A 21,539-nucleotide genomic window follows, 5' to 3' on the forward strand; every position below is an offset into this window, starting at 1 on the left:
CCGGTATTAGTATCACGGCCATGGTGCGCCCCCCGCTGACCCCCGCCGAGCGCGACCGCGGCCGCCGGCTGGGCGCGCTGCTCCGCTCCGCCCGCGGCGACCGCAGCCCGGCGGAGGTCTCCGTGGCCTCCGGGGTGAGCGTCGAGGTGCTGCGCAAGATCGAGTCCGGCCGGGTACCGACGCCGACGTTCTTCACCGTCGCCGCCCTCGCGCGCGCCCTGGACCTGCCCCTCGACGAGCTGGCCGGCGCGCTGGACGAGGCCGGCACCGCCCTGTCCGCCTGAACGGCACCGCTCAGGCGGTGAGCACCGTCTCGACGTGCCCGACCGTGGGGAACGGCTCGTCGCAGGGGTGCGACAACGCTCGCCGCTGCCCGTGTTCGAGGATCACGCCGGCACGGTACGGGGACCAGGTGACCTCCCCTCGCGTGACCGTCGTCGTCGCCACCCGCGACCGCCGGGAGACGCTGCTCCGCTCGCTGGCGCAGTTGGCCGGCGGGCCGCCGGTGGTCGTGGTGGACAACGGCTCCGCGGACGGCACCGCGGCCGCCGTCCGCGCCCGGTACCCCGACGTGGCGGTGGTGGAGCTGTCGGGCAACCGCGGGGCGGTGGCGCGGACCGTCGGCGTGCAGCGGGCCCGCACCCCGTACGTCGCCTTCGCCGACGACGACTCCTGGTGGGAGCCCGGCGCCCTCGACCGGGCCGCCGACCTGCTCGACGTCCATCCCGGGGTCGCCCTGCTCGCCGGCCGGGTGCGGCTGGCCGCGGACGGGTCGGTCGACGCGGTCACCCGCAAGCACCGGGCCGCCGTCCTCGGGACGACGCCGGGGGGCCCGGGCCCGGACGTGCTGAGCTACCCGGCGTTCGCCACGGTGCTCAGCCGCGACGCCTACCTGGCGGTCGGCGGGTTCTCGCCGCTGCTCTTCTTCGGCGGCGAGGAGCACCTGCTGGCACTGGACCTCGCGGCGGCCGGCTGGCGGCAGTGCTACGCCGACGACGTCGTCGCCTGGCACGACCCGGCCGGTCCCCCGACCGTCCCCCCGCAGCGCTGGGCGCTGCAGACCCGCAACGACCTGCTGGTCGACTGGCTGCGCCGCCCCCTGCCGGTCGCGCTGGCAGCCACCGGCCGGCTGGCCCGCCGGTCGGCGACCGATCCGGCCGCCCGGGCCGCCCTGCGCGGCTGGGCCGGCCGGTTGCCGGCCGCCCTGCGGCAGCGACGGCCGGTGCCGGTGGAGCTCGAGCGCCGGTTCGCGCTGGCGCAACGCCCGCTCAGCGGCCCAGCTGCCGGGTGAACCACTCGCGCGCGCGGTCGTTGCCGGCCGCGCCGCGCTCCCGGGCCCGGGTGACCGCGCCGGTGAGCTCGCCCGCGAGGCAGCGCGCCAGCGCGGCGTCGAGCGCCTCCGGCGTCACCTCGTCCGCGGAGAGGACCAGCGGCCACTCCAGCGCCCGCGCCTGGGAGGTCACCTTCGCCCCGCCCTCGACGGCGTCGCAGGCGATCACCGGCCGGTCGTGCTTGAGCCCGAGGACCATGCCGTGCAACCGCATGCTGACGACGACGTCGCACCGCCGCAGGAGCGCCTCCACCTGCGCCGGGCGACGGGGATGGGGCTTGTCGAACAGGTCGGTGTCGATCGGGAACCAGGGCAGGGCCCGCGCGGCCAGCCACTCCTCGATCACGCCGCGGACCCGGTCGGCCCGGCTGCGGTCGCCGTACTCGCCCTGCACCGGCGCGAAGGCGACCGCCAGCACCGGGTCCTCCGGCGCCGGCCCCTCGATCGCCGGCGCCTCGATAGCGAAGTCCGGCCGGGTCACCCCCGGGGCGTCCCGCTCCCACAGGGCGTCGAACATCGTCCGGGCGACGTCGTCGACGACGGAGACGTTCACCGCCCAGCGCCGCGCACCGGCGAACGCGGTGGTCAGCTCCGGCAGCGGCGACAGGTCGCCGACCGGCCCGGTCGTGAAGACCAGGTGCGTGTAGTCGGCGGGGTCGACGTCGCGCCAGTGCACGCCCCGCTCCAGGTACGGCGCCCAGGCGACGTCGTGGTCGATGCCGAGCTCGGTCAGCCAGCCGACCACGGCGTCGGCCCCCAGCTCGTCGCCGACGGTGGCGATCACCTCGTCGAAGCTGAACCACCCGGCCACGAGAACGCGCATGCCCTCAACCCTGGCAGCCGGGGGTGCGGGCGGCACGCGCGGGGAACGAGATCACCGTCTCGTCGGTTGACGGCGTGAGCGACCCCGAGCGAGGAGGAACCCAGCAGTGAGCACCCCCGAGAACGCCGGTGACCCGACCGCGCTGGAGGCCGCGCGCGCCCGCATCCGGGAAGCGCACCTGCGCCCCGCCGGACAGCGGCCGGCGTCGACCGCGCGGGGGCTGCACCACACCGCCCTGATCAGCAGCGACGTCGAGCGGACGGTGCGCTTCTACCAGGACGTGCTGGGCTTCCCGCTGACCGAGCTGATCGAGAACCGCGACTACCCCGGGTCCTCGCACTTCTTCTTCGACATCGGCAACGGCAACCTGCTGGCCTTCTTCGACTTCCCCGGTCTGGACGTCGGCCCGTACGCCGAGGTGCTCGGCGGGCTGCACCACCTGGCCATCAGCGTCGACCCGCAGCGGTGGGAGCAGCTGGTGCAGCGGCTCACCGAGGCCGGCGTCGCGCACGAGGTGCACAGCGGCGTCTCGGTCTACTTCCGCGACCCCGACGGTGCCCGCATCGAGCTGATCGCCGACCCGCTCGGGGAGATGTACGGCTCGACGGTCCTGTGAGACGGCCGGTGGGGAGGCGAGGCCGCCCCACCGGTCCCGGCTCAGCGGTCGGTGTCGGCGACCAGGTCGGCGTAGTCGGGGTGGCGGTCGATCCAGCCGGCCACGAACGAGCAGCGGGGCACGACGGACCCGCCGCGCGACCGGACCTCGTCGAGGGCGGCACGCACGAGCGTGCTGCCGAGACCGGACTGCCCGGCGTCGGGGTCGACCTCGGTGTGGGTGAACACCAGGGTCTCGCCGCGACGCTCGTAGGCGGCCACCCCCAGCACGCGCTCGCCGTCGCGGATCTCGAAGCGGTCGGACTCGGGGACGTCGGTGACGGTGGTCTCCATGGAAGGGGTCAACCGGACGCGGGCGCCGGCTGTTCCGTGACCAGCCGCAGCGCCTGGGTCGGGCACTGCTGCACCGCGTCCTCGGCCTCGCGCACCTCGCCACCCTCCGGGTGGGGGCGCAGCACCGTGACCGTCCCCTCGTCGCCCACCTCGAACAGGTCGGGCGCCAGCGCCTCGCAGGCGCCGGCCCCCACGCACCGCTCGAGGTCGGCCTCCAGCCGGATCACCGGGACCCCGTCAACCGGGCCGGGAGCCGCTTGAGCCCGTTGACGAACGACGACCGCAGCCGCGCCGGCGGGCCGGTGACCTCGAGATCGGGCAGCTGCTCGAACACCTTGGCGAAGGTCACGGCCAGCTCCCGGCGGGCCAGGTGGGCGCCCAGGCAGAAGTGCGGTCCCTTCGACCCGAAGCCGACGTGCGGGTTGGGGTCCCGCGCCAGGTCGAACCGGTGCGGCTCGGCGAACACCTCCGGGTCGCGGTTGGCGGCGGCGTAGAAGAGCAGGAACTTGTCGCCCTTCGCGAACCGGTAGCCGTTCACCTCGCCGTCCCGGGTCGCGGTACGGCGCATCCACGTGACCGGGCTGGTCCACCGGACGATCTCCTCGACCGCCGTGCGGGTGAGGCCGGGGTCGGCCATCCACCGGGCACGCTGGTCGGGGTGCTCCTGGAGCGCCAGCAGGCCCTGCGAGAGGGCGTTGCGGGTCGTCTCGTTGCCGGCCACCAGCAGCAGGATGAAGAACGACGCGATCTCCTGGTGGGTGAGCCGCTCGCCGTCGACCTCGGTGGTCACCAGCGCGGTGGTGAGGTCGTCGGTGGGCTGCTGCACCCGTTCGGCGGCCAGCCGCTCCATCAGCGCGGCCAGCTCGATGCCGGCCATGAGGACCGCGGTGAGCGGGTCCTCCTCGTTCTCGACGAGCTCCGGGTCGCCGCCGGAGAGGATCACCGTGGACTTGGTCAGGACCATGGCCCGGTCCTCCTCCGGCACCCCCATCATGTCGCAGATGACCCGCAGCGGGACGGGTGCGGCGAGGTCGGCGACGACGTCGAACGTGCCGTCCCCCTCGGCCGCCTTCCGGCGTACCTCGGCGAGGACGTCGTCGACGATGCCGGCCACCGAGTCCACGACCTGCTCGAGCATCCGCGGGGTGAACGTCTTCGCCACGATCCGGCGGATCTTGGCGTGCCGCGGATCGTCCATGCTGATCAGCGAGCCGTAGAACTCGTTGAGGTCGGCCGGGATGTCCTGGATGGAGACCGCGCCGTCGCCCGAGCAGAAGACGGCGGGCTGGCAGCTGATCGCCTCGAGGTCGGCGTAGCGGGTGACGGCGTGGTAGCCCGGCCCCACCTCCATCATCGGGAGCTCCGGCTCGGCGAAGAACGCGAAGGGGCGCTCCTGGCGCAGCCGATCGAAGACGGCGTGCCGCTCGGCCGGCGGGAGCACCCAGAAGTCCCGGTCGGACAGGTCGATGCCGAGGTCGGCGGCGCCCATCCTGCGCGGCGGCGGAACGGTTCCTGGTGCGGCATCGACGGACACGAGCGGTCCTCCCCTGAGCGGCGTTCGTGCTCCGCACGTTAGAGAGATCCGGGGTGACACACAACACACCCGGCGAGGATGCCGGGACGGATGCACGACGGCCCGGTCACATCCGTGACCGGACCGTCGCCGCGGTGGCGAGGGAAGAATCCGGACCCGCGACCTCCGGATCGCGAACCCGGCGAGCTACCGAGCTCTGCTCCACCCGGGGTGACCCCGCGCGCACCGCCGCGACGGCGACGAGACTGTCGGCAACAGTGCTCGTTCCCTGGAGGTCCCGTGTCCCAACCGTCCGCCGGCCTGCACAACGTCGATCTGCTGGCGATCTACTGCAACGACCACCTCGCCGCCTCGACCGGGGGGATCGAACTGGTGCGGCGGATGCTCGACGTGCACCGGGGTACGCCCTACGCGCCGAAGCTGGAGCAGCTCCTGTCCGAGCTCCACGAGGAGAAGGCCGCGCTGCGCTCGACGATGGACGCCCTCGGCCTCCCCGTGCAGCGGTACAAGCAACTGGCGCTGTGGGTGGGCGAGAAGGCCTCTCGGCTGAAGCTCAACGGCCGGCTCCTGAGCCGCTCCCCGTTGAGCGACCTGGTGGAGTTCGAGTTCCTCGCCTCCGCCGTCAGGGCCAAGCGGAGCGGGTTCGAGAGCCTCCGGGAGGTGGCCGACGCCGACGACCGGCTGGACAAGGAGCGGCTCGACGGCCTGGTCGAGCAGGCCAACCGGCAGCACGAGTGGCTCACCGCCGCGCGCCGCGAGGTCGCCGCCCGGGTCTTCGGCGGGAACGATCACGCTCCGGAGAAGGCCGCCGACTGACGGCTCCGCACCGCCCGGACCGATCCGGCCGCGGGAACGGGTTTGCCGTCCGCGCCCACCGTGCAACCGACAGGAGCCGGCGGCGCACGCCCGCGGTGGCGGTGCCGAGCACGTGCGGCCGGCTCCTGCGCCAGGCCGCGACACACACCACGGGAGGGTCTGCCGTGCGCGGAAGGGAACGAGCCGGGACCGGGCGAGTCGTCGTCGTGACCGGGGCCAGCGGCGGGATCGGACGGGCGAGCGCGGTCGCCTTCGCCCGCAGAGGGGACCGCGTCGCCCTGCTGGCCCGGGGTGAGACCGGGCTCGCCGCCGCCGCGGCGGAGGTCCGGGACGCCGGGGGGACGCCGCTGGTGATCCCGGTCGACGTCGCCGACGCCGCCGCCGTCGACGCGGCGGCGAGCCGGGTGGAGGACGAGCTCGGGCCGATCGACGTGTGGTGCAACGTCGCATTCAGCACGGTGTTCGCGCCCTTCGACCAGATCTCCGCCGAGGAGTGGGAGCGGGTCACCCAGGTCACCTACCTGGGGTTCGTGCACGGCACCATGTCCGCGCTGCGGCGGATGAAGCCCCGTGACCGGGGGGTGATCGTGCAGACCGGCTCGGCGCTCGCCTACCGGGGCATCCCCCTGCAGAGCGTCTACTGCGGCGCCAAGCACGCGATCAAGGGCTTCACCGAGTCGCTGCTGACCGAGCTGCGGCACGACGGCAGCAACGTGCACGTGACGATGGTCAACCTGCCCGGGGTCAACACCCCGCAGTTCGACTGGGTGCTGAACAAGTTGCCCGAGCGGCCGCAGCCGGTGCCGCCGATCTATCCGGTGGACCTGATGGCCCAGGCGCTGGTGCACGCCAGCGAGCACCCGCGCCGCCGCGCGTGGTGGGTCGGCAACCCGACGGTCTGGACGATCCTCGGCAACAAGGTCTGGCCGCAGTTCCTGGACCGGTACCTCGCCCGCAACGGGTACGAGGGGCAGCAGCGCGGCGAGCCGGCCTCTCCGGACGACCCGGTCAACCTCTGGAAGCCGGCCGACGGGCCCGACGGCCGCGACTTCGGCGCCCAGGGCAGCTTCCGCCACCGGACGCGCGACCGGGACCCGCAGATATGGGCCTCCCGCCACCACGGGACCCTCGCCGCAGCCGGTGCCGGGCTGCTCGCGACGGCGGTGGCCGCCTGGCGCCGCGACCGCTGACCGATGGCGCGGCGGATCGAGGACTACGCGCTCATCGGTGACCTGCAGACCGCCGCCCTCGTGGGCCGCGACGGGTCGATGGACTGGTTGTGCCTGCCCCGCTTCGACTCGCCGGCCTGCTTCGCCGCCCTGCTCGACGACGACCGGGCGGGGCGCTGGCTGCTGGCACCCAGCGGGGCGGCCAGGTGCACCCGACGCCGGTACCGCGGGGATTCGCTGGTCCTCGAGACGACGTGGGAGACGCCGGACGGCACGGTCGACGTCGTCGACCTCATGCCCGTGCGCGGCGAGGCCGCCGACGTCGTCCGGATCGTGGCGGGACGCTCGGGCCGGGTGCGCATGCAGACGGCCCTGCGGCCACGGTTCGACTACGGGCAGCTCCGGCCGTGGACCTACACCGACGGCGAGGACGTCGTCGCCGTCGCGGGACCGGACGCGCTGTGGCTGCGCACCCCGGTGTCCCTCGAGCAGCGCGGCGGCACGGCGCGGGCGGAGTTCCGGGTCGGCGCCGGGGAGCGCGTCCCGTTCGTCCTCAGCCACGGGGCGTCCTACCGACCGCGTCCCCGCCCACTGGATCCCGAGGCGGCGCTCGCCGACGCCGAGACGTTCTGGGCAGACTGGATCGGCCGGTGCGACTACACCGGCCGGTGGGGCGACGCGGTCCGTCGTTCGCTGATCACGCTCAAGGCCCTGACCTACGCACCGACCGGCGGAATCCTCGCCGCAGCGACGACCTCCCTGCCCGAGAAGCTGGGCGGGGTACGCAACTGGGACTACCGCTACACCTGGCTCCGGGACGCCACGTTCACGCTGCAGGCCCTGCTGGGCACCGGCTACGTGCACGAGGCGCGGGCGTGGCGCGACTGGTTGCTGCGCGCGGTCGCCGGCGACCCCACAGATCTACGGATCATGTACGGCCTCGACGGCACGCGGCGCCTGCCGGAGCAGGAGCTGCCGTGGCTCGCCGGCTACGAGGGCTCCGCGCCGGTGCGGATCGGCAACGCCGCGGCCGGTCAGTTCCAGCTCGACGTCTGGGGCGAGGTGCTGGACGGCCTGCACCTGGCCCGCGAGGCGGGCATGCCGCACAGCGCGGACGCGTGGTCCCTCCAGCGGGAGCTCCTGGACTACCTCGAGGGCGCGTGGCAGGAGCCCGACAACGGCCTGTGGGAGGTCCGCACCGCGCGGCGGCACTTCGTCCACAGCAAGGTCATGGCGTGGGCCGGTGTCGACAGCGCGGTCCGGGCGGTCGAGCAGCAGGGCCTCGACGGTCCGGTGGACCGCTGGCGGGCGCTGCGCAGCGAGATCCACGCCGACGTCTGCACGAAGGGCTACGACGCCGAGCGCGGCACGTTCACCCAGTACTACGGATCGCGGGGCGTGGACGCGGCCCTGCTGCTCATCCCGCGGTTCGGGTTCCTCGGCTGGGACGACCCCCGGGTGATCGGCACCGTCGAGGCCGTCCGCCGGGAACTGTCCGAGGACGGTCTCCTGCTGCGCTACCGGCCGGAGGCCGAGGACACCGACGACGGGCTGCCCGGCCCCGAGGGCGCCTTCCTCGCCTGCAGCTTCTGGCTGGTCGACGCGTTGAACGGCACGGGACGGCGGGCCGAGGCGGAGCGCCTCCTCGATCGGCTGGTCGGCCTGCGCAACGACGTGGGCCTGCTGAGCGAGGAGTACGACACCCGGCTCGGTCGTCAGCTCGGCAACGTCCCGCAGGCGTTCAGCCACGTCGGCCTGGTCAACGCCGCCCGTCACCTCAGCGGCACGCCGCCGGCGGGACGACCCGGGTCGGCCGCGACGTCCGGCTGACCCAGCGGCCGGCCCGCCACGACCCCGCGTCTCAGGAGGAGGCGTCGGCCGCTGGGCGCGCGTCCGCCGCGGCGGCATCCCGCTCCGCCGCCCGGGCACGTTGCGGCTCGACGGTGTACCTGGGGTCCTTCGCGCTGGCCATGCCGGCCTCGAAGACGCCGAACCGGGTGAGCGCCGAGCCGGCCGCCAGGAGGGCCCCGCCGAGCACCGCCGGCACCCGCCGCCGGGCGGCCCCCAGGGTGAGCGCCACCCCGGTCACCGTGCAGACGCGTGCCGCCTTCAGCAGCCGCCCCGCCCGGCCGGTGCGGTAGGGCTCGCTGACCAGCCCGAGGTCGTGCTCGATCCGCCGCATCACGCCCAGCTCGATCGCGGCTCCGGCGACGGCGACCTTCCGTGCCGGGCCGGCTTCCGCCACCGGGGTGCAGGCGGTGGCGACCCCACCGCCCGCCGCCATCGCCGAGCCGGCGAAGGCGAACGGCAGTTCCCGGTGCGCCTCGTGCCAGGACGGCACCGCGGTGTCGGCGAGCAGCGCCGCGGTGTAGGTGGTCATCGGCCCGCCGAGCACGGCGGCCCCGAGCCCGGCGAACCGGCGCAGCAGCGGGAACCGGCCGAGGAGGTGGGCCCCCGCCGTGGCCGTGGCCAGCGCGCTGAACGGCGCCAGGATCCACGACCCCACCGACAGGGGCGACGTCGGCTTGAGGACCCGGAGCATGTAGAGGAAGCGCTCGGGCCTGCCGAGGTCGTGGATGAGGAAGGCCACCGAGGTCAGTGCGCTACCACCCGCGGTCAGGTGCGTGGCCCGGGCCAGGGCCGGCCGGCCGGTCACCTCGGCGAGCGCTCCCAGCAGCGCCGACGATCCGGCGGCCCCACCGAGGAACAGGTACAGCGGGACGTCCGGGGTCTTCCACACCGGCGGCTTGATCACCGGCCGCCCGTAGTAGGAGGTGAACGCGGCCTCCCCCACGACCGACTCACCGGGGCGTGGCGCCCGGCCTCCCGCGCGACGGCGCCGTTCCCGGTCCTGCGCCGGTGGGCCGTCCGCCCGGCGCCAGCCCGCCCCGGGAACGCCGTCGGCCGCGGTCACCGGCGTCGCCCGGCGAACGCCGACGCCACCAGGCCGACGACCATCGCCGCGCCCGCGGCGACGTGCCGCCACATCGAGGGCAGGTCGCGGGTGGTCACCACCGGGTCCGGCGGCAGCCCGTAGACCTCCGGTTCGTCCAGGAGCAGGAAGAAGGCCCCCGCTCCCCCGACCCCGTCGGTCTCGTCGTGCCCGTACAGCCGGGCGCCCTCGACCCCCTTCTCCTGGAGCGCCGCGAGCCGGGCGTCGGCGCGGGCCCGGAGCTGGTCGAGGTCACCGAACTGGATCGACTCGGTCGGGCAGGCGCTCGCGCACGCGGGCTGCAGCCCGTCGGTGAGCCGGTCATAGCAGAGGGTGCACTTGAACACCCGGCCGTCGTCCTGCCGCTGGTCGATCACGCCGTAGGGGCAGGCGGGCACGCAGTAGCCGCAGCCGTTGCAGATGTCCTCCTGCACCACGACGCTGCCGAACTCGGTGCGGAACAGCGAGCCGGTCGGGCAGACGTCCAGGCAGGCGGCGTGCGTGCAGTGCTTGCAGACGTCGGAGCTCATCAACCACCGGACCTCCCGGTCGCCGGACGGCGTCTGCAGGGGCGCGCTCTGCTCGGCCGTGGTCGCCGACGCCGGCACCTCCGGGTGGACGACGGGCGGGTCCGCCAGCGGCCGCTGACCGCCGACGCTCCCCGGCGCCCCGACGGTCGGCATCGGGAGGTCGACCGAGCGGCTCTGCTCGACGAAGGCCACGTGGCGCCAGCTGTTGGCGCCGAGCAGGCCGGTGTTGTCGTACGACGCACCGGTCAGCCCGATCTGCGCGCGGTTGCCCTCGGCGTCGTCCATCGGCAGCGTGTTCCACTCCTTGCACGCCACCTCGCACGCCTTGCACCCGATGCACACCGACGTGTCGGTGAAGAAGCCGACCCGCGACGGGTGGTCGTCGGCCGCGTCACCCGACCCGTAGCCGCGCTCGCCGGCGACGTCGGGGACCGGCCCGAACAACCGGTTGTGCGGGTCGTCCCCGGAGAAGGCGGTGCTCGCCGAGCTGATCGTCGTCATGAGCGCTCCTCGATCGGGGCCCGTCCGTTGGGACCGAGCCGCCCGCTGGTGACGCCGGCCCGGCGGCGGTACTCCTCGACGAACTCGACCAGCGCCGGCCCGCGCGGCCGCCGGCCGGCCCGGATGTCGCAGGTGGCCACCTTGGACTCCTGGATGTGCACGTTCGGGTCCATCACGACACCGAGCAGCTCGTTCGCCGAGTCGCCGGTCGTGATGCCGTTCTGCCCCCAGTGGTACGGGAGACCGATCTGGTGCACCTCGCGGCCGGCGACCCGCAGGGGGCGCATCCGCTCGGTGACCAGCACCCGTGCCTCGATGGCGTTGCGCGTGCTGACCAGCGTCGCCCAGCCCATGTGCTCCAGCCCTCGCTCCTCGGCCAGCTGGGGGCTGACCTCGCAGAAGAACTCGGGCTGCAGCTCGGCCAGGTACTCCAGGGTGCGGCTCATCCCGCCGGCCGTGTGGTGCTCGGTGAGCCGGTAGGTGGTGACGACGAACGGGAAGACCTCGTTCATCGCGGGGTTGGCGCGGTTCCACGCTCCCCGGAGCTCCTTGCGTGCCGGGTTGGCCTGCCGTGCGTACAGCGGGTTGGGCACCGGCGACTCGGCGGGCTCGTAGTGGGTCGGCATCGGCCCGTCGGCCAACCCGGCCGGTACGAAGAGCCAGGCCTTGCCGTCGCCCTGCATGACGAACGGGTCGGCGCCGGCGAGCGCGTCCTCCGCGGTGGCGCCCTCGGCAGGGATGAAGTCCGGCCGCTTGGTGGGCTCGAAGTCCGGGACGTCGGGGCCGGTCCACTTCCCGGCGTCCTCGTCCCAGTAGACGTACTTCTTGCGCTCGCTCCAGGGCCGGCCCTCGGGGTCGGCCGAGGCGCGGTTGTAGAGCACCCGGCGGTTCATCGGCCACGCCCAGCCCCACTCCGGCGCCACCAGGTCCTGCTCGGTGTGCGGCTTCTTGCGGTTGGCCTGGTTGACCTCGTCGGCGAAGACCCCGGAGTAGATCCAGCAGCCGCAGCTGGTGGATCCGTCGTCCTGGAGCTCGGTGTAGCCGGAGACGGCCGTGCCGTCCGGTCCGGTCCCGCTGATCTCGCGGAGCACCGCGTGCGCGCTGGGCTCGTCGTGCGGCCCGTGGGTCGGGTAGTCCCAGGTGAGGTCGAGGATCGGCCGGTCCCGCGGGTCGGTGGACCCGGCGAGCTTCTCGCGGACGATCCGGCCGAGGTGGAAGTAGAACCACAGGTCGCTGCGGCAGTCCCCCTGCGGCTCCACGGCCTGGGAGTGCCACTGCAGCAGCCGCTGGGTGTTGGTGAACGAGCCGTCCTTCTCCACGTGCGCCGCCGCGGGCAGGAAGAACACCTCGGTGGGGATCTGCTCGGTCACCAGCTCACCGGTCTCGATCTCCGGGCCGTTCTCCCAGAACGTCGCCGACTCGATCATCTGCAGGTCGCGGACGACCAGCCACTCCAGGTTGGCCAGGCCGAGCCGGGACATCTTCCCGTTGGCGTTGCCGACGACGGGGTTCTCCCCGACGAGGAAGTAGCCGGGCACGGTGCCCTGGATCTGCTCGGCGATCGTCGTGTAGTTGCTGTGGTCCCCGGTCAGCCGGGGCAGGTGGTCGAAGCAGAAGTCGTTCTCCGGCTGCGCGGCGTCACCCCACCAGGCCTTCAGCAGGCTGACCGCGTACTTCCGCATGTTGCCCCAGTAGCCGACGGAGCCCGACGCCTCGGCGACGAAGTCGTCCAGGTCGCGGTCCTCGCGGGCGTGCGGCATGGGGATGTAGCCGGGGAGGATGTTGTAGAGGGTGGGGATGTCGGTCGACCCCTGGATGCTCGCGTGCCCGCGCAGCGCCAGGATGCCGCCGCCCGGCCGGCCCATGTTCCCCAGCAACGCCTGCAGCACGCTCGCGGCGCGGATGTACTGGACACCGACGGTGTGCTGGGTCCAGCCGACCGAGTAGACGAAGGCGCTGGTGCGCTCGCGGCCGGAGTTGGCGGTCAGCGCATCGGCGACCTTCCGGAACACGGCCGGCTCGATGCCGCAGACCTCGTGGACCAGCTCCGGGGTGTAGCGCGCGTAGTGCCGCTTGAGCACCTGGTAGACGCACCGCGGGTGCTGGAGCGTCTCGTCGCGGCGGGGCTTGCCGGCGATGGGGACGCCGCCGCTGCCCGACTCCTCCGAGCCGCCCTCCGCGTGCTCCTCCGCGTGTTCCTCCGCGTCACCCTGCCGCGCGCCGGATACGCCGGTCGCCCCAGGTTTCGGCGCCTGACGCTGCCCGGCCGCGGCGGTGACCTCGGTGCCCTCGTACTGCCACGTCGTCTCGTCGTACTGCCCCTTCTCGGGGTCGTAGCCGGAGAACAGGCCGTCGAGGTCCTCGGTGTCCTGGAAGTCCTCCCGCAGGATCGCCGCCGCGTTGGTGTAGGCGGCCACGTACTCGCGGAAGTCCAGCTCGTTCTGCAGGACGTGGTTGATCAGACCGCCGAGGAAGGCGATGTCGCTGCCCGCGCGCAGCGGCACGTGCAGGTCGGCCAGCGCACTGGTGCGGGTGAAGCGCGGGTCGACGTGGATGACCGTCGCGCCCCGCGCCTTGGCCTCCATCACCCACTGGAAGCCCACCGGGTGGGCCTCGGCCATGTTGGAGCCCTGGATGACGATGCAGTCGGCGTTGACCAGGTCCTGCTGCGGCATCGTCGCGCCGCCGCGACCGAACGAGGTCCCCAGACCGGGGACCGTGGACGAGTGCTATATGCGGGCCTGGTTCTCGACCTGCACCGCCCCCAGCGCGGTGTAGAGCTTCTTCATGAGGTAGTTCTCCTCGTTGTCGAGGGTCGCCCCTCCGAGGCTCGCTATCCCCATGGTCCGGTTGACCCGCTTGCCGTCGACCTCGTCCTGCCAGGTCTCGCGGCGGGTGCGGATCACCCGGTCGGCGATCATGTCCATCGCCGTGTCCAGGTCGAGGTCCTCCCACTCGGTCCCGTGGGGGCGGCGGTAGCGGACCTTCGTCTCGCGGGTGGGGCTGGTGACCAGGCTCTTGCTGGCCGCGCCCTTCGGGCACAACCGGCCGCGGCTGATCGGCGAGTCGGGGTCGCCCTCGATCTGGGTGACCTTCTCGTCCTGCACGAACACCCGCTGGGAACAACCGACGGCGCAGTACGGGCACACGCTCTGCACGACCCGGTCGGCGGTCGCGGTGCGCGGTACCAGGGCGTCCGTCCGCTTGCTGCGCACCGCCGCACCGCGGCCGGAGGGATCGTTCCCGGTGAGCTGCCGGACCACCGGCCACGCCTCGAGCCAGGTCTTCATGAACTCCCCCTGCAGAGCCCCGACCGCCCGGATGGGGCGGGCAGGTCGCTGGGCGCGCAGGCACGGTCTCGGCCGCACGCCTCGGTCCGTCCAGATACCGGTGCCGACCCTAGTCACCGGCCGGGCGGCCTGCACCTTCGCGCCCTTCCCCGCAGACCTCCGGCTGGCCGCCGACCGGGTCCTGACCGAGCATGGGGTCGATGAGCGGGAAGCCGGATGCCGTCGTCGTCGGTTCGGGGCCCAACGGCCTGGCGGCAGCCCTACGGCTGGCCGCCGCGGGGCTGCGCGTGCAGGTCGTCGAGCGCGACGGCCGGCCCGGAGGAGGGATCCGCTCCGCCGAGCTGACCCGGCCGGGCTTCCTCTCCGACGTCTGCGCCGCGGTGCACCCCATGGCGGCCGCCGCGCCCTTCTTCCGCGAGTTCGACCTCCCGTCCCGCGGGGTGCGGCTGCTGCACCCGGAGGTCCCGTACGCCCACCCCCTCGACGGCGGCCGGGCCGCCGTCGCCCACCGGTCACTGGAGGAGACGGCCGACGGGTTCGGGCCCGACGGCCCCGCCTACCGTCGGCTGCTCGGACCGCTGGTCGACGCCGGTGACGACCTCGTGGACTTCTTCCTCGGGAGCGCGCTGCGCCGGATCCCCACCCGGAGCCTCCCGGCGATGGCCTCGTTCGCCGTCAACGGCCTGCCGAACGTCCGCTGGCTGGCCCGCCGGTGGTTCCGCACCGACGGGCCGCGTGCGCTGCTCGCCGGAGCGGCCGCGCACGGGACTCTGGACCTCACCCGCGCGATCACCGGGGGGCTCGGCCTGCTGCAGGGGATGCTGGCCCACCACGGCGGTTGGCCGGTGGTCGAGGGCGGCTCGCAGCGGATGGCCGACGCGATGGTCGTCGCCCTCCGGCAGCAGGGCGGCGAGGTGGTCACCGGGCACGAGGTCACCGACCTGCGTGAGTTCGACGGCGTCCCCGCCGTCCTGCTGGACACCACCCCGCAGGCCTTCGTCCGGCTGGCCGGCGACCGCGTCCACGAGGGGTACCGCCGCTGGGTCGCCCGGTACCGCCACGGCCCGGGGGTGTTCAAGATCGACTGGGCACTGTCGGAGCCGGTGCCCTGGACCCATGCCGACGTCCGCCGCGCCGGCACGGTGCACCTGTCGGGCGACCTGGAGGAGACCGTCGCCGCCGAGTCCGCCCCCTCCTCGGGGCGCCACACCGACCGGCCGTTCGTGATCGCCGTGCAGCCCACCGTGGCCGACCCGACGAGGGCGCCGTCCGGTGGGCACGTGCTGTGGGCGTACGCGCACGTGCCGAACGGGTCCGACGTCGACATGACCGACCGGATCGAGGCGCAGGTGGAGCGGTACGCCCCCGGTTTCCGCGACACGATCCTCGCCCGGCACACCATGCGCGCAGACGACATGGAGGCCTACAACCCCAACTACGTCGGCGGGGAGATCTCCAACGGCGAGGCCTCCCTCCGGCAGATGCTCGCCCGCCCGGTGCCTCGCTGGAACCCGTACCGGACCCCCCTCCCGGGCACCTACCTGGCGTCGGCGGCCACGCCGCCCGGGCCGGCGGTCCACGGCATGTGCGGGGACAACGCGGCACGGGTCGCGCTGCGCGAGGTCTTCGGCGTGCCGACGGCGCCGCCGTTGCGACCGCCCGCGGGTGACGGCCCGCTCGGTGTCCCGGGTTCGGGGACCGGCACCGCCGGGTAGCGGACGTGGTGCCGCACCGGTCCACCCGCCCGAGCGCGAGGAGCACCCCATGAGCGACCCGACCCGGAACAGCTCCACCAGCGACCTGCTCCAGTCACTGACCACCGACCTCTCGGCCCTCGTGCGGCAGGAGATCCAGCACGCTCAGGCCGAGCTGGCCGGCAAGGCGCGGCAGGCCGGCCGCGCCGGCGCGCTGCTCGGCGCCGCCGGTGCCCTCGGTGCGATGGCGGTCGGCAGCTCGACGGCCCTGCTCCTCCGCGCCCTGGACCGCCACCTCAGCCCGCCCGCCGCGGCCGCCGTGGCGACCGGGATCTACGCCGCCGGCGCCGGGGCTCTCGTCGCCGGAGCGCTGGCGGAGCTGCGCCGTGCGTGGCCGCTCGTCCCCGACGAGACGGTGGCGAGCCTGCGCGAGGACGTCCGGGCCGCCACCGGCACCGATCGGCCCTCGCCCGCCGGGTGAGACGCCGCGCCGTTCAGCGCGGTGCCGTGTCCAGGCTCCGGGAGGCCGGCCGGTCGGGCATGGGCGGCACGGGCAGCGGGGGCCCGTCGTCCACCGGCGCGGACCGGACCAGGCGCAGGACCAGCACGACGGCAGCCAGGAGGTAGACCGGCGTGCCGGCGGCCCACAGGACGGCGCCGGCCACCTGCTGGTCGGCCACCGGGTCGAAGCCGTGGTCGGCCGCCGTCTCCACGTAGACCCCGTACCAGGGGGTGGACGCGAGCATCATGACGCCGCCGAGGACGGCCTCGCCGAACGCGGGGACGAGCACGGCCACCAGGCCGGCCACCAGCTGGCCGAGCCGTCTGCGCGGGACCCGCAGCACGCACCACCAGAAGACCACCGCAGCGCCGAGGAAGGTCAGGTGCTCGGCGACGTGCACGGCCTCCGAGCGCACCGCCGCCTCGTAGGCGCCGGGGAGGTGCCAGACGAGCACCACGGTCAGGTAGCCGACGGCCACCCCGAGGACGACGGCGGGACGGCGGGCACCCCGGACCACCGCCGCCCAGGGGCGGGCGACGACCTCGCGGGTGCGGGGCGGCAGCGCGCTGAGCACGCGCGGTACCGGATCGGCGGCCACGAGCAGCGGCGCCGCCACGATGGTCAGCAGCAGGTGCTGGGCCATGTGCGCGGTGAGGGAGTCCTCCGCCAGCCGCTCCAGCGGGGAGGCCAGCGCGGCGCCGAGCGCGGTCAGGCCGGCCAGCCAGGCCGCCCCCGGACCCGCCGCGGACCACGGCGCGCGCCGGCGGGGCGCGGTCCACGCCAGCAGGCACCCGTAGCCGGACGCGACCAGCACGAGGAAGGCGATCGTCGGGTACGACCAGCCGCTGTCGCCGAGCGCGTGGGCCAGCGTGCTCCCCGGAGCCGTGGCGCCGCTCACCGCTCGGCCTCCCCCGGGACCACGTCGAGGACGGTGTGCATGCCTGCGGCGTGGTGCCCGGTCACCGTGCACCAGAGCTCCACGCGCTCCTCCGCTGCCACCGCGAAGCTCAACTCGTGCGACTCGCCGGAGTCGAGCACCGGCGTGACGGCCCGCTCCTCCCCGTCGACGCGGACGGCGAGGTCGTGCGGCGCGGCGCCGGCGTTGGTGACGACGAGCCGGACGTCGCCGGTGAGCAGCGGGCGTCCCTCGGTGACGATCTCCCACTCCGTCAACCCGATCCGCTGATCGGCCGACGGTGGTCCCGCCGTGGCCGGCGGCGCCCCGGACCCGCACCCGGCGACGACCACCGCGACGCCGAGCGGCAGCAGCGCCCGGCCCCGCCGCGCCGCCCGCCCGGTCACGGCTCCTCCAGCAGGGTGCGGACCGCGTCCGCGGCCGGGTGGTCGGGGGCGAGTTCCAGGAACCGCCGCAGGGTCGTGCCCGCCGCGTCGTCCCCGAGCGCGTGCTCGGCCGAGCCCAGCATCAGCAGCGCCTCGGGGTGCTCGGGGTGCTCGGCCAGGACGGTCTGCACCACGGGGACGGCGTCCGCGGGCCGGTCGTCCCGGAGCAGGGCGAACGCCAGCGCGAGCATCACCGCCTGGTCCTGCGGCCGCTCCTCGAGCACTGCCCGGTAGGCGGTCACCGCCTCGGGAAAGCGCCCTGCGTCGTCCAGCGCCCGCGCCTGCCGGAGCAGCTGATCGGCGGGGTCGGCGGCCACCCCGCCCTGCTGGTCCACCGCCCCGGACGTCTCCCCCGGGCCGGCCGCAGCGGGCGCCAGGGCGCGGGGCACGGCGATCAGGGCAACCACCCCGGCCGCCACCACGACCATCACCGGGACGACCACCGCAGGACGCGGCAGCCGTATCCGGCGATCGCGCGCGGGCGTCCCGCCCGGGGCCGCGCCGTCCTCCTCGGCGGGGCCGGCCTCCGGCCGGGGGGCGGACAGCCGCAGGATCTCGGCCAGCAGCTCGTCCTCGGCGACGCGCGCGTGCGCGGGCGTCCGCGGCCCGGACCGCACGTCGTCCAGCAGCTGGAGGGCGGCTTCCAGGCGCTCGTCCTCGCCCGACCCGGACAGCTGGTCCCGCCGCGCGGCGGCCACGGCCGCCTCGGCCGCCCTGCGGTCGGTGTCGCTCAACGCGGTGGGGCCCGCCGGCCGCCGCCGGGAGACGAGGACGCCGACCGCGACCAGCCCGCCCACCAGCGCCACCCCCGGCAGGACGACGAGCGCCCACCCCACGCCCTCCCGGGGCGGATCGAGCAGGATCCACTCGCCGTAGCGCGCCACGAACCACGCCCGGATCTCCTCGGGGCTCTCCCCGGCCGCGACCTGGTCGGCGATGACCGCCCGCATCCCCCGCGCCGCCGGTGCCGCGGAGTCCGCGGCTGACTCGCCGGCGCAGGTGGGGCACCGCAGCCCGGTCGCGATCTCCCGTGCGGTCGCCGCCGGATCCGCCTGCCCGCCCGGCTCCGGGCGCCACCAGAGCGCGCCGACCAGCGCGAGGCCCGCCAGCACGACGGCCAGGACCCGCAGCCGCCCGCTCACTCCTCCTCCAGCCGCGGCAGCACTTCCTCCGCCAGCCACGCGGCGGAGACCGGGCCGATCCGGCGGGCGACGACGGTGCCGTCCCGGTCGACGACGAAGGTCTCGGGCACCCCCGTCGTCCCCCACTCCACGGACAGCCGGCCGTCGGGGTCGGTCACGCTCGGGAACGTCGTGCCCCCGATGCCCGCGAGGAAGTCCCGTGCGGCCGTGTCGTCGTCGTTGACGTCGATGCCGACGATCCGCAGGCCCTGCGGGCCCCACTGCCGGGCGGTCTCGACCAGCAGCGGCATCTCCTCCCGGCAGGGCGCGCACCAGGACGCCCAGACGTTCACGAGCACCACCGAGCCGCGCAGGTTCGCGAGGTCGACGTGGCCCGCGTCGAGCGTGGGCCCCGCCAGCGCCGGGGCCGGGCGGCCCAGCAGCCCGCTGGCGGCGCCCCCCGACGAGCGATCCAGCGCGAGGGCGAGCGGCACGATCAGCGCCAGGCCCACCAGCAGGGCGGGGACCAGCAGCAGCCACCGCCGTCGGCGGCTCACCGCTCCCCCGGCGCGACCCCGGGCACCGGCTCCGGCGCCGACTCCGGCTGCGCCGCCCGGTCCCGCCGGCGGGTGGGCCACCCCGCCACCGTGGCGCCGAGCGCCATGACACCTCCGGCGGCCCACAGCCAGGGGACCAGCGGGTTCACCGCGATCCGGACCAGCGCCCACCCGCCGTCGGGATCGACCTCGGTGACGGTCAGGTAGACGTCACCGACGGGCGTGGACCGGACGGCCGGCGAGGCCACCGTGATCGAGTGCGCCGGGAAGGTGCTCAGCTCCGGAGCGGCCGTGCCCCGCGTCCGCCCGGCCTGCGCCAGCGTCACCCGTGCGACCACGCGCATCTCCTGCGCGGTCCGCTCGCGCTCGACCGACTCCAGCCGCGCCGTCCACTCCCCCGCAGCCACCTGTTCCCCCACCGCGACCCGCTGCTCCGTCGCCGTCGCGAAGGACGAGGAGGCCGCGACGGCGACCGCGGCGAGCGCCACCCCGACGTGCACGACCAGCCCGCCGTACAGGCGCCGCCGACGCCGGCCGGCCTCCAGCAGCGACCGCGGCCACGACCGGCCGGTGGCCCGCCGGACGACCGCGGCGCCCTGAGCGACCAGCTGCAGCGAGGTGGTGAGCACCAGGGCGGCCAGCCCGAAGGCGGTCAGCGCCGCGGCCCCGTGCACGCCGAGGACCACCAGGAGCGCCACCAGGGCGACCGCGACGGCGACCGGCGTCGCGACGCGGCGGGCCAGCTGGGGCACCGAGTCGCTGCCCCAGGACACCAGTGGGCCCAGGGCCATGAGCAGCAGCACGACCAGCGCGACCGGCACCGCCATCCGGTTGAAGTACGGCGGGCCCACCGACACCTGGCGGCCGTCGGCCAGCTGGGCGAACACCGGGAACAGCGTGCCCAGCAGGACGGTGAAGGCCAGCCCCACCAGCAGCACGTTGTTCCCGAGGAAGACCGTCTCCCTCGACAGCCGGGCGTGCAGCGTCCCGTCGGGCCCGAGCCGGTCGGCGCGCCACACCAGCAGCGCCGCGACGGTCACCAGGACGACGCCGACGAACGCCAGGAGGAGGGCCCCCAGGGTGGACCGGCTGAAGGCGTGGACGCTGTCCACGATGCCGCTGCGGGTGAGGAACGTCCCGACCAGCACGAGCACGAAGCCGGCCACCGCCAGGCAGACGTTCCACACGCGCAGGGTCGCCCGTCGTTCCTGCACCATGGCCGAGTGCAGCAGCGCCGTGGCGGTGAGCCACGGGAGCAGGGAGGCGTTCTCCACCGGGTCCCAGGCCCAGTACCCGCCCCAGCCCAGGACCGCGTAGGACCACCAGGCGCCGAGCACGATGCCCAGGGTCAGGAAGGTCCAGGCCAGGAGCGTCCAGCGGCGGACGGCCAGCAGCCACCCGCGCCCGGTGTCCCCGGTGACGAGGGCGGCGACCGCGTAGGCGAACGGCACCGCGAGGCCGACGTAGCCGAGGTACAGCAGCGGGGGGTGGGCCCCCATGAGCGGGTTGTCCTGCAGCAGCGGATTGGGGCCCGGACCGTCGGCCGGCACCGGGGACACCCGCTGGAACGCATTGCCGCCGAACAGCGCCAGCGCGAAGAAGAAGGCGGCGACGACCGACAGGGTGACCAGCACCCAGGGGTGGTGCCGCACGGCCCGGGCGTCCGGACGGCGGGCGACCGCGGCGGCATACCCGGTGAGCACCACCAGCCAGAGCAGCAGCGAGCCCTCCAGGGCCGACCACAGGCTGGTCACCGTGTAGTACAGCGGCACGGCGCGGCCACCGTTCTCCGCGACGTAGCGCACGCTGAAGTCGTGGCCGAGCAGCGCCCACTCCAGGACGGCGACGGCGGCCAGGGCCGCGCAGAGGACGGCGTAGGTGAGCCGCCGCGCCGATCCGGCCGTGCCGCGGCCGGACGCGACCCCGGCCCAGACCGCGACGGACGTGAGCGCGAGGACCAGTCCGGAGGCCAGCGCGGCAGTGCCGAGCAGCGACGTCACCCGGCCTCCCCGATCGGCTGGTACTCGTTCGAGTGCTTCACGAGCACGAGGTCACCGACGAAGACGCCGTCCGCTCGCAGGGAGCCCTCGACCACGGCGCCCTGGCCCTCGGCGAACACCGCCGGGAGGGCGCCGGCGTAGACGACGGGGAGGCTCGCGACGCCGTCGGTGACGGTGAACCGCGCCTCCCGCCCGACGCGGTCCAGCGAGCCTGCCTGCACCAGGCCGCCCAGGCGCAGCCGCTCGTCCTCCGGCGGCTGTTCCGCCAGGACCTCGGTCGGTGTGCGGTAGTAGACGAGCGTGTCGGCCAGCCCGCTCACCCCGAGCAGCGCGACCGCGGCCGCGACCGCCCCGACGACGACCACGAGCCGCAGGGAGAGGGTGCGCCGGCGCGCGGCCGGCCGGCTCACCGGCCGCCCCGCCCGGGCCGGGTCGCCCACAGGTACCCCGC

Annotated in this window: 20 protein-coding genes and 1 pseudogene; 8 read left to right on the forward strand and 13 right to left on the reverse strand. The window is 74.8% G+C overall.

Translation table 11 applies throughout. The features are described from left to right. The first annotated feature begins 20 nt into the window (after positions 1–20). Together ACI79T_RS06355 and ACI79T_RS06360 are read left to right on the forward strand one after the other, a co-directional pair. Positions 21–284, forward strand: a complete 264-nt coding sequence (locus ACI79T_RS06355) for a helix-turn-helix domain-containing protein (RefSeq protein WP_456609200.1) — start codon at positions 21–23, stop codon at positions 282–284. A 128-nt stretch (positions 285–412) separates the two neighbouring features. Further along, entirely contained in the window at positions 413–1,291 is an 879-nt protein-coding gene (locus ACI79T_RS06360) for a glycosyltransferase family 2 protein (RefSeq protein WP_456609201.1), read from the forward strand. On the opposite strand, the gene ACI79T_RS06365 is transcribed toward ACI79T_RS06360, so the two are convergent. Beyond that, positions 1,269–2,153, reverse strand: coding sequence for a polysaccharide pyruvyl transferase family protein (locus ACI79T_RS06365; RefSeq protein ID WP_456609202.1), 885 nt, complete (start codon positions 2,151–2,153; stop codon positions 1,269–1,271). The genes ACI79T_RS06360 and ACI79T_RS06365 overlap by 23 nt on opposite strands. A 106-nt stretch (positions 2,154–2,259) precedes the next feature. Here ACI79T_RS06365 and ACI79T_RS06370 point away from each other — a divergent pair, with 106 nt between their 5' ends. Continuing rightward, positions 2,260–2,769: a VOC family protein gene (locus ACI79T_RS06370; protein WP_456609203.1), complete on the forward strand. Its 510-nt coding sequence runs from the start codon at positions 2,260–2,262 to the stop codon at positions 2,767–2,769. 41 nt (positions 2,770–2,810) lie between these two features. On the opposite strand, the gene ACI79T_RS06375 is transcribed toward ACI79T_RS06370, so the two are convergent. From ACI79T_RS06375 to ACI79T_RS06385, 3 genes are read right to left on the reverse strand one after another with little or no spacing between them, the layout of a single operon-like run. Next, positions 2,811–3,101, reverse strand: a complete 291-nt coding sequence (locus ACI79T_RS06375) for a GNAT family N-acetyltransferase (protein ID WP_456609204.1) — start codon at positions 3,099–3,101, stop codon at positions 2,811–2,813. An 8-nt stretch (positions 3,102–3,109) separates the two neighbouring features. After that, positions 3,110–3,328, reverse strand: a complete 219-nt coding sequence (locus tag ACI79T_RS06380; RefSeq protein ID WP_456609205.1) for a ferredoxin — start codon at positions 3,326–3,328, stop codon at positions 3,110–3,112. Next, positions 3,325–4,635, reverse strand: coding sequence for a cytochrome P450 (locus ACI79T_RS06385; protein WP_456609206.1), 1,311 nt, complete (start codon positions 4,633–4,635; stop codon positions 3,325–3,327). Before ACI79T_RS06385 ends, ACI79T_RS06380 begins: the two co-directional genes overlap by 4 nt. Before the next feature lie 279 nt (positions 4,636–4,914). Here ACI79T_RS06385 and ACI79T_RS06390 point away from each other — a divergent pair, with 279 nt between their 5' ends. The 3 genes from ACI79T_RS06390 to ACI79T_RS06400 all read left to right on the forward strand — a co-directional run bounded on the left by ACI79T_RS06390 (position 4,915) and on the right by ACI79T_RS06400 (position 8,450). Next, positions 4,915–5,451 (forward strand): hypothetical protein, encoded by a 537-nt coding sequence (locus tag ACI79T_RS06390; protein ID WP_456609207.1) that lies wholly within the window; start codon positions 4,915–4,917, stop codon positions 5,449–5,451. Between the two features lie 164 nt (positions 5,452–5,615). Beyond that, the gene (locus ACI79T_RS06395; protein WP_456609208.1) at positions 5,616–6,641 is read left to right on the forward strand and encodes an SDR family oxidoreductase; all 1,026 of its coding nucleotides are present in this window, start codon (positions 5,616–5,618) and stop codon (positions 6,639–6,641) included. 3 nt (positions 6,642–6,644) lie between these two features. Beyond that, complete coding sequence (locus ACI79T_RS06400) at positions 6,645–8,450, forward strand: glycoside hydrolase family 15 protein (protein ID WP_456609209.1); 1,806 nt, start codon at positions 6,645–6,647, stop codon at positions 8,448–8,450. A 31-nt stretch (positions 8,451–8,481) separates the two neighbouring features. On the opposite strand, the gene nrfD is transcribed toward ACI79T_RS06400, so the two are convergent. From nrfD to fdh, 3 genes and pseudogenes are all read right to left on the reverse strand, one after another. Then, entirely contained in the window at positions 8,482–9,414 is a 933-nt protein-coding gene (gene nrfD / locus ACI79T_RS06405; RefSeq protein ID WP_456609210.1) for an NrfD/PsrC family molybdoenzyme membrane anchor subunit, read from the reverse strand. Between the two features lie 116 nt (positions 9,415–9,530). Then, positions 9,531–10,583: a 4Fe-4S dicluster domain-containing protein gene (locus tag ACI79T_RS06410; RefSeq protein WP_456609211.1), complete on the reverse strand. Its 1,053-nt coding sequence runs from the start codon at positions 10,581–10,583 to the stop codon at positions 9,531–9,533. After that, positions 10,580–13,873, reverse strand: a pseudogene (gene fdh, locus ACI79T_RS06415) (formate dehydrogenase). Before fdh ends, ACI79T_RS06410 begins: the two are co-directional and overlap by 4 nt. Before the next feature lie 200 nt (positions 13,874–14,073). On the opposite strand from fdh, the gene ACI79T_RS06420 reads away from it, so the two are divergent. Next, positions 14,074–15,588 carry a phytoene desaturase family protein gene (locus ACI79T_RS06420; RefSeq protein WP_456609212.1) on the forward strand — a complete coding sequence of 505 codons (1,515 nt, stop codon included), beginning with the start codon at positions 14,074–14,076 and terminating at the stop codon, positions 15,586–15,588. Positions 15,589–15,637: 49 nt separating this feature from the next. Then, positions 15,638–16,048, forward strand: a complete 411-nt coding sequence (locus ACI79T_RS06425; protein ID WP_456609213.1) for a phage holin family protein — start codon at positions 15,638–15,640, stop codon at positions 16,046–16,048. A 13-nt stretch (positions 16,049–16,061) separates the two neighbouring features. Here the strand turns inward: ACI79T_RS06425 and ACI79T_RS06430 are convergent, their stop codons facing one another. Genes ACI79T_RS06430 through ACI79T_RS06455 form a run of 6 tightly spaced genes read right to left on the reverse strand, consistent with a single transcriptional unit; the run spans position 16,062 to position 21,498 of the window. Next, on the reverse strand, positions 16,062–16,967 hold the full coding sequence (locus ACI79T_RS06430; protein WP_456609214.1) for a cytochrome c oxidase assembly protein: 906 nt from the start codon (positions 16,965–16,967) through the stop codon (positions 16,062–16,064). Then, positions 16,964–17,371: a hypothetical protein gene (locus tag ACI79T_RS06435; RefSeq protein WP_456609215.1), complete on the reverse strand. Its 408-nt coding sequence runs from the start codon at positions 17,369–17,371 to the stop codon at positions 16,964–16,966. The genes ACI79T_RS06430 and ACI79T_RS06435 overlap by 4 nt, the downstream gene beginning before the upstream one ends. After that, positions 17,368–18,552, reverse strand: coding sequence for a cytochrome c-type biogenesis protein CcmH (locus tag ACI79T_RS06440; protein ID WP_456609216.1), 1,185 nt, complete (start codon positions 18,550–18,552; stop codon positions 17,368–17,370). Before ACI79T_RS06440 ends, ACI79T_RS06435 begins: the two co-directional genes overlap by 4 nt. Beyond that, a complete protein-coding gene (locus tag ACI79T_RS06445; RefSeq protein ID WP_456609217.1) occupies positions 18,549–19,088 on the reverse strand; it encodes a TlpA family protein disulfide reductase in 540 nt (179 codons plus the stop codon). The genes ACI79T_RS06440 and ACI79T_RS06445 overlap by 4 nt, the downstream gene beginning before the upstream one ends. Beyond that, positions 19,085–21,088 (reverse strand): heme lyase CcmF/NrfE family subunit, encoded by a 2,004-nt coding sequence (locus tag ACI79T_RS06450; protein ID WP_456609218.1) that lies wholly within the window; start codon positions 21,086–21,088, stop codon positions 19,085–19,087. Before ACI79T_RS06450 ends, ACI79T_RS06445 begins: the two co-directional genes overlap by 4 nt. Continuing rightward, positions 21,085–21,498 carry a cytochrome c maturation protein CcmE domain-containing protein gene (locus ACI79T_RS06455; protein ID WP_456609219.1) on the reverse strand — a complete coding sequence of 138 codons (414 nt, stop codon included), beginning with the start codon at positions 21,496–21,498 and terminating at the stop codon, positions 21,085–21,087. The genes ACI79T_RS06450 and ACI79T_RS06455 overlap by 4 nt, the downstream gene beginning before the upstream one ends. Positions 21,499–21,539 lie beyond the last annotated feature (41 nt).

The sequence above is a fragment of the Blastococcus sp. SYSU DS0619 genome (assembly GCF_054051035.1).

Coding starts and splice junctions, on each gene's coding strand:
- ACI79T_RS06410 (WP_456609211.1), bottom strand. CDS start 10,583: ATGACGACGATCAGCTCGGCGAGCACCGCCTTCTCCGGGGACGACCCG.
- ACI79T_RS06365 (WP_456609202.1), bottom strand. CDS start 2,153: ATGCGCGTTCTCGTGGCCGGGTGGTTCAGCTTCGACGAGGTGATCGCC.
- ACI79T_RS06425 (WP_456609213.1), top strand. CDS start 15,638: ATGAGCGACCCGACCCGGAACAGCTCCACCAGCGACCTGCTCCAGTCA.
- ACI79T_RS06420 (WP_456609212.1), top strand. CDS start 14,074: ATGAGCGGGAAGCCGGATGCCGTCGTCGTCGGTTCGGGGCCCAACGGC.
- ACI79T_RS06375 (WP_456609204.1), bottom strand. CDS start 3,101: ATGGAGACCACCGTCACCGACGTCCCCGAGTCCGACCGCTTCGAGATC.
- ACI79T_RS06355 (WP_456609200.1), top strand. CDS start 21: ATGGTGCGCCCCCCGCTGACCCCCGCCGAGCGCGACCGCGGCCGCCGG.
- ACI79T_RS06400 (WP_456609209.1), top strand. CDS start 6,645: ATGGCGCGGCGGATCGAGGACTACGCGCTCATCGGTGACCTGCAGACC.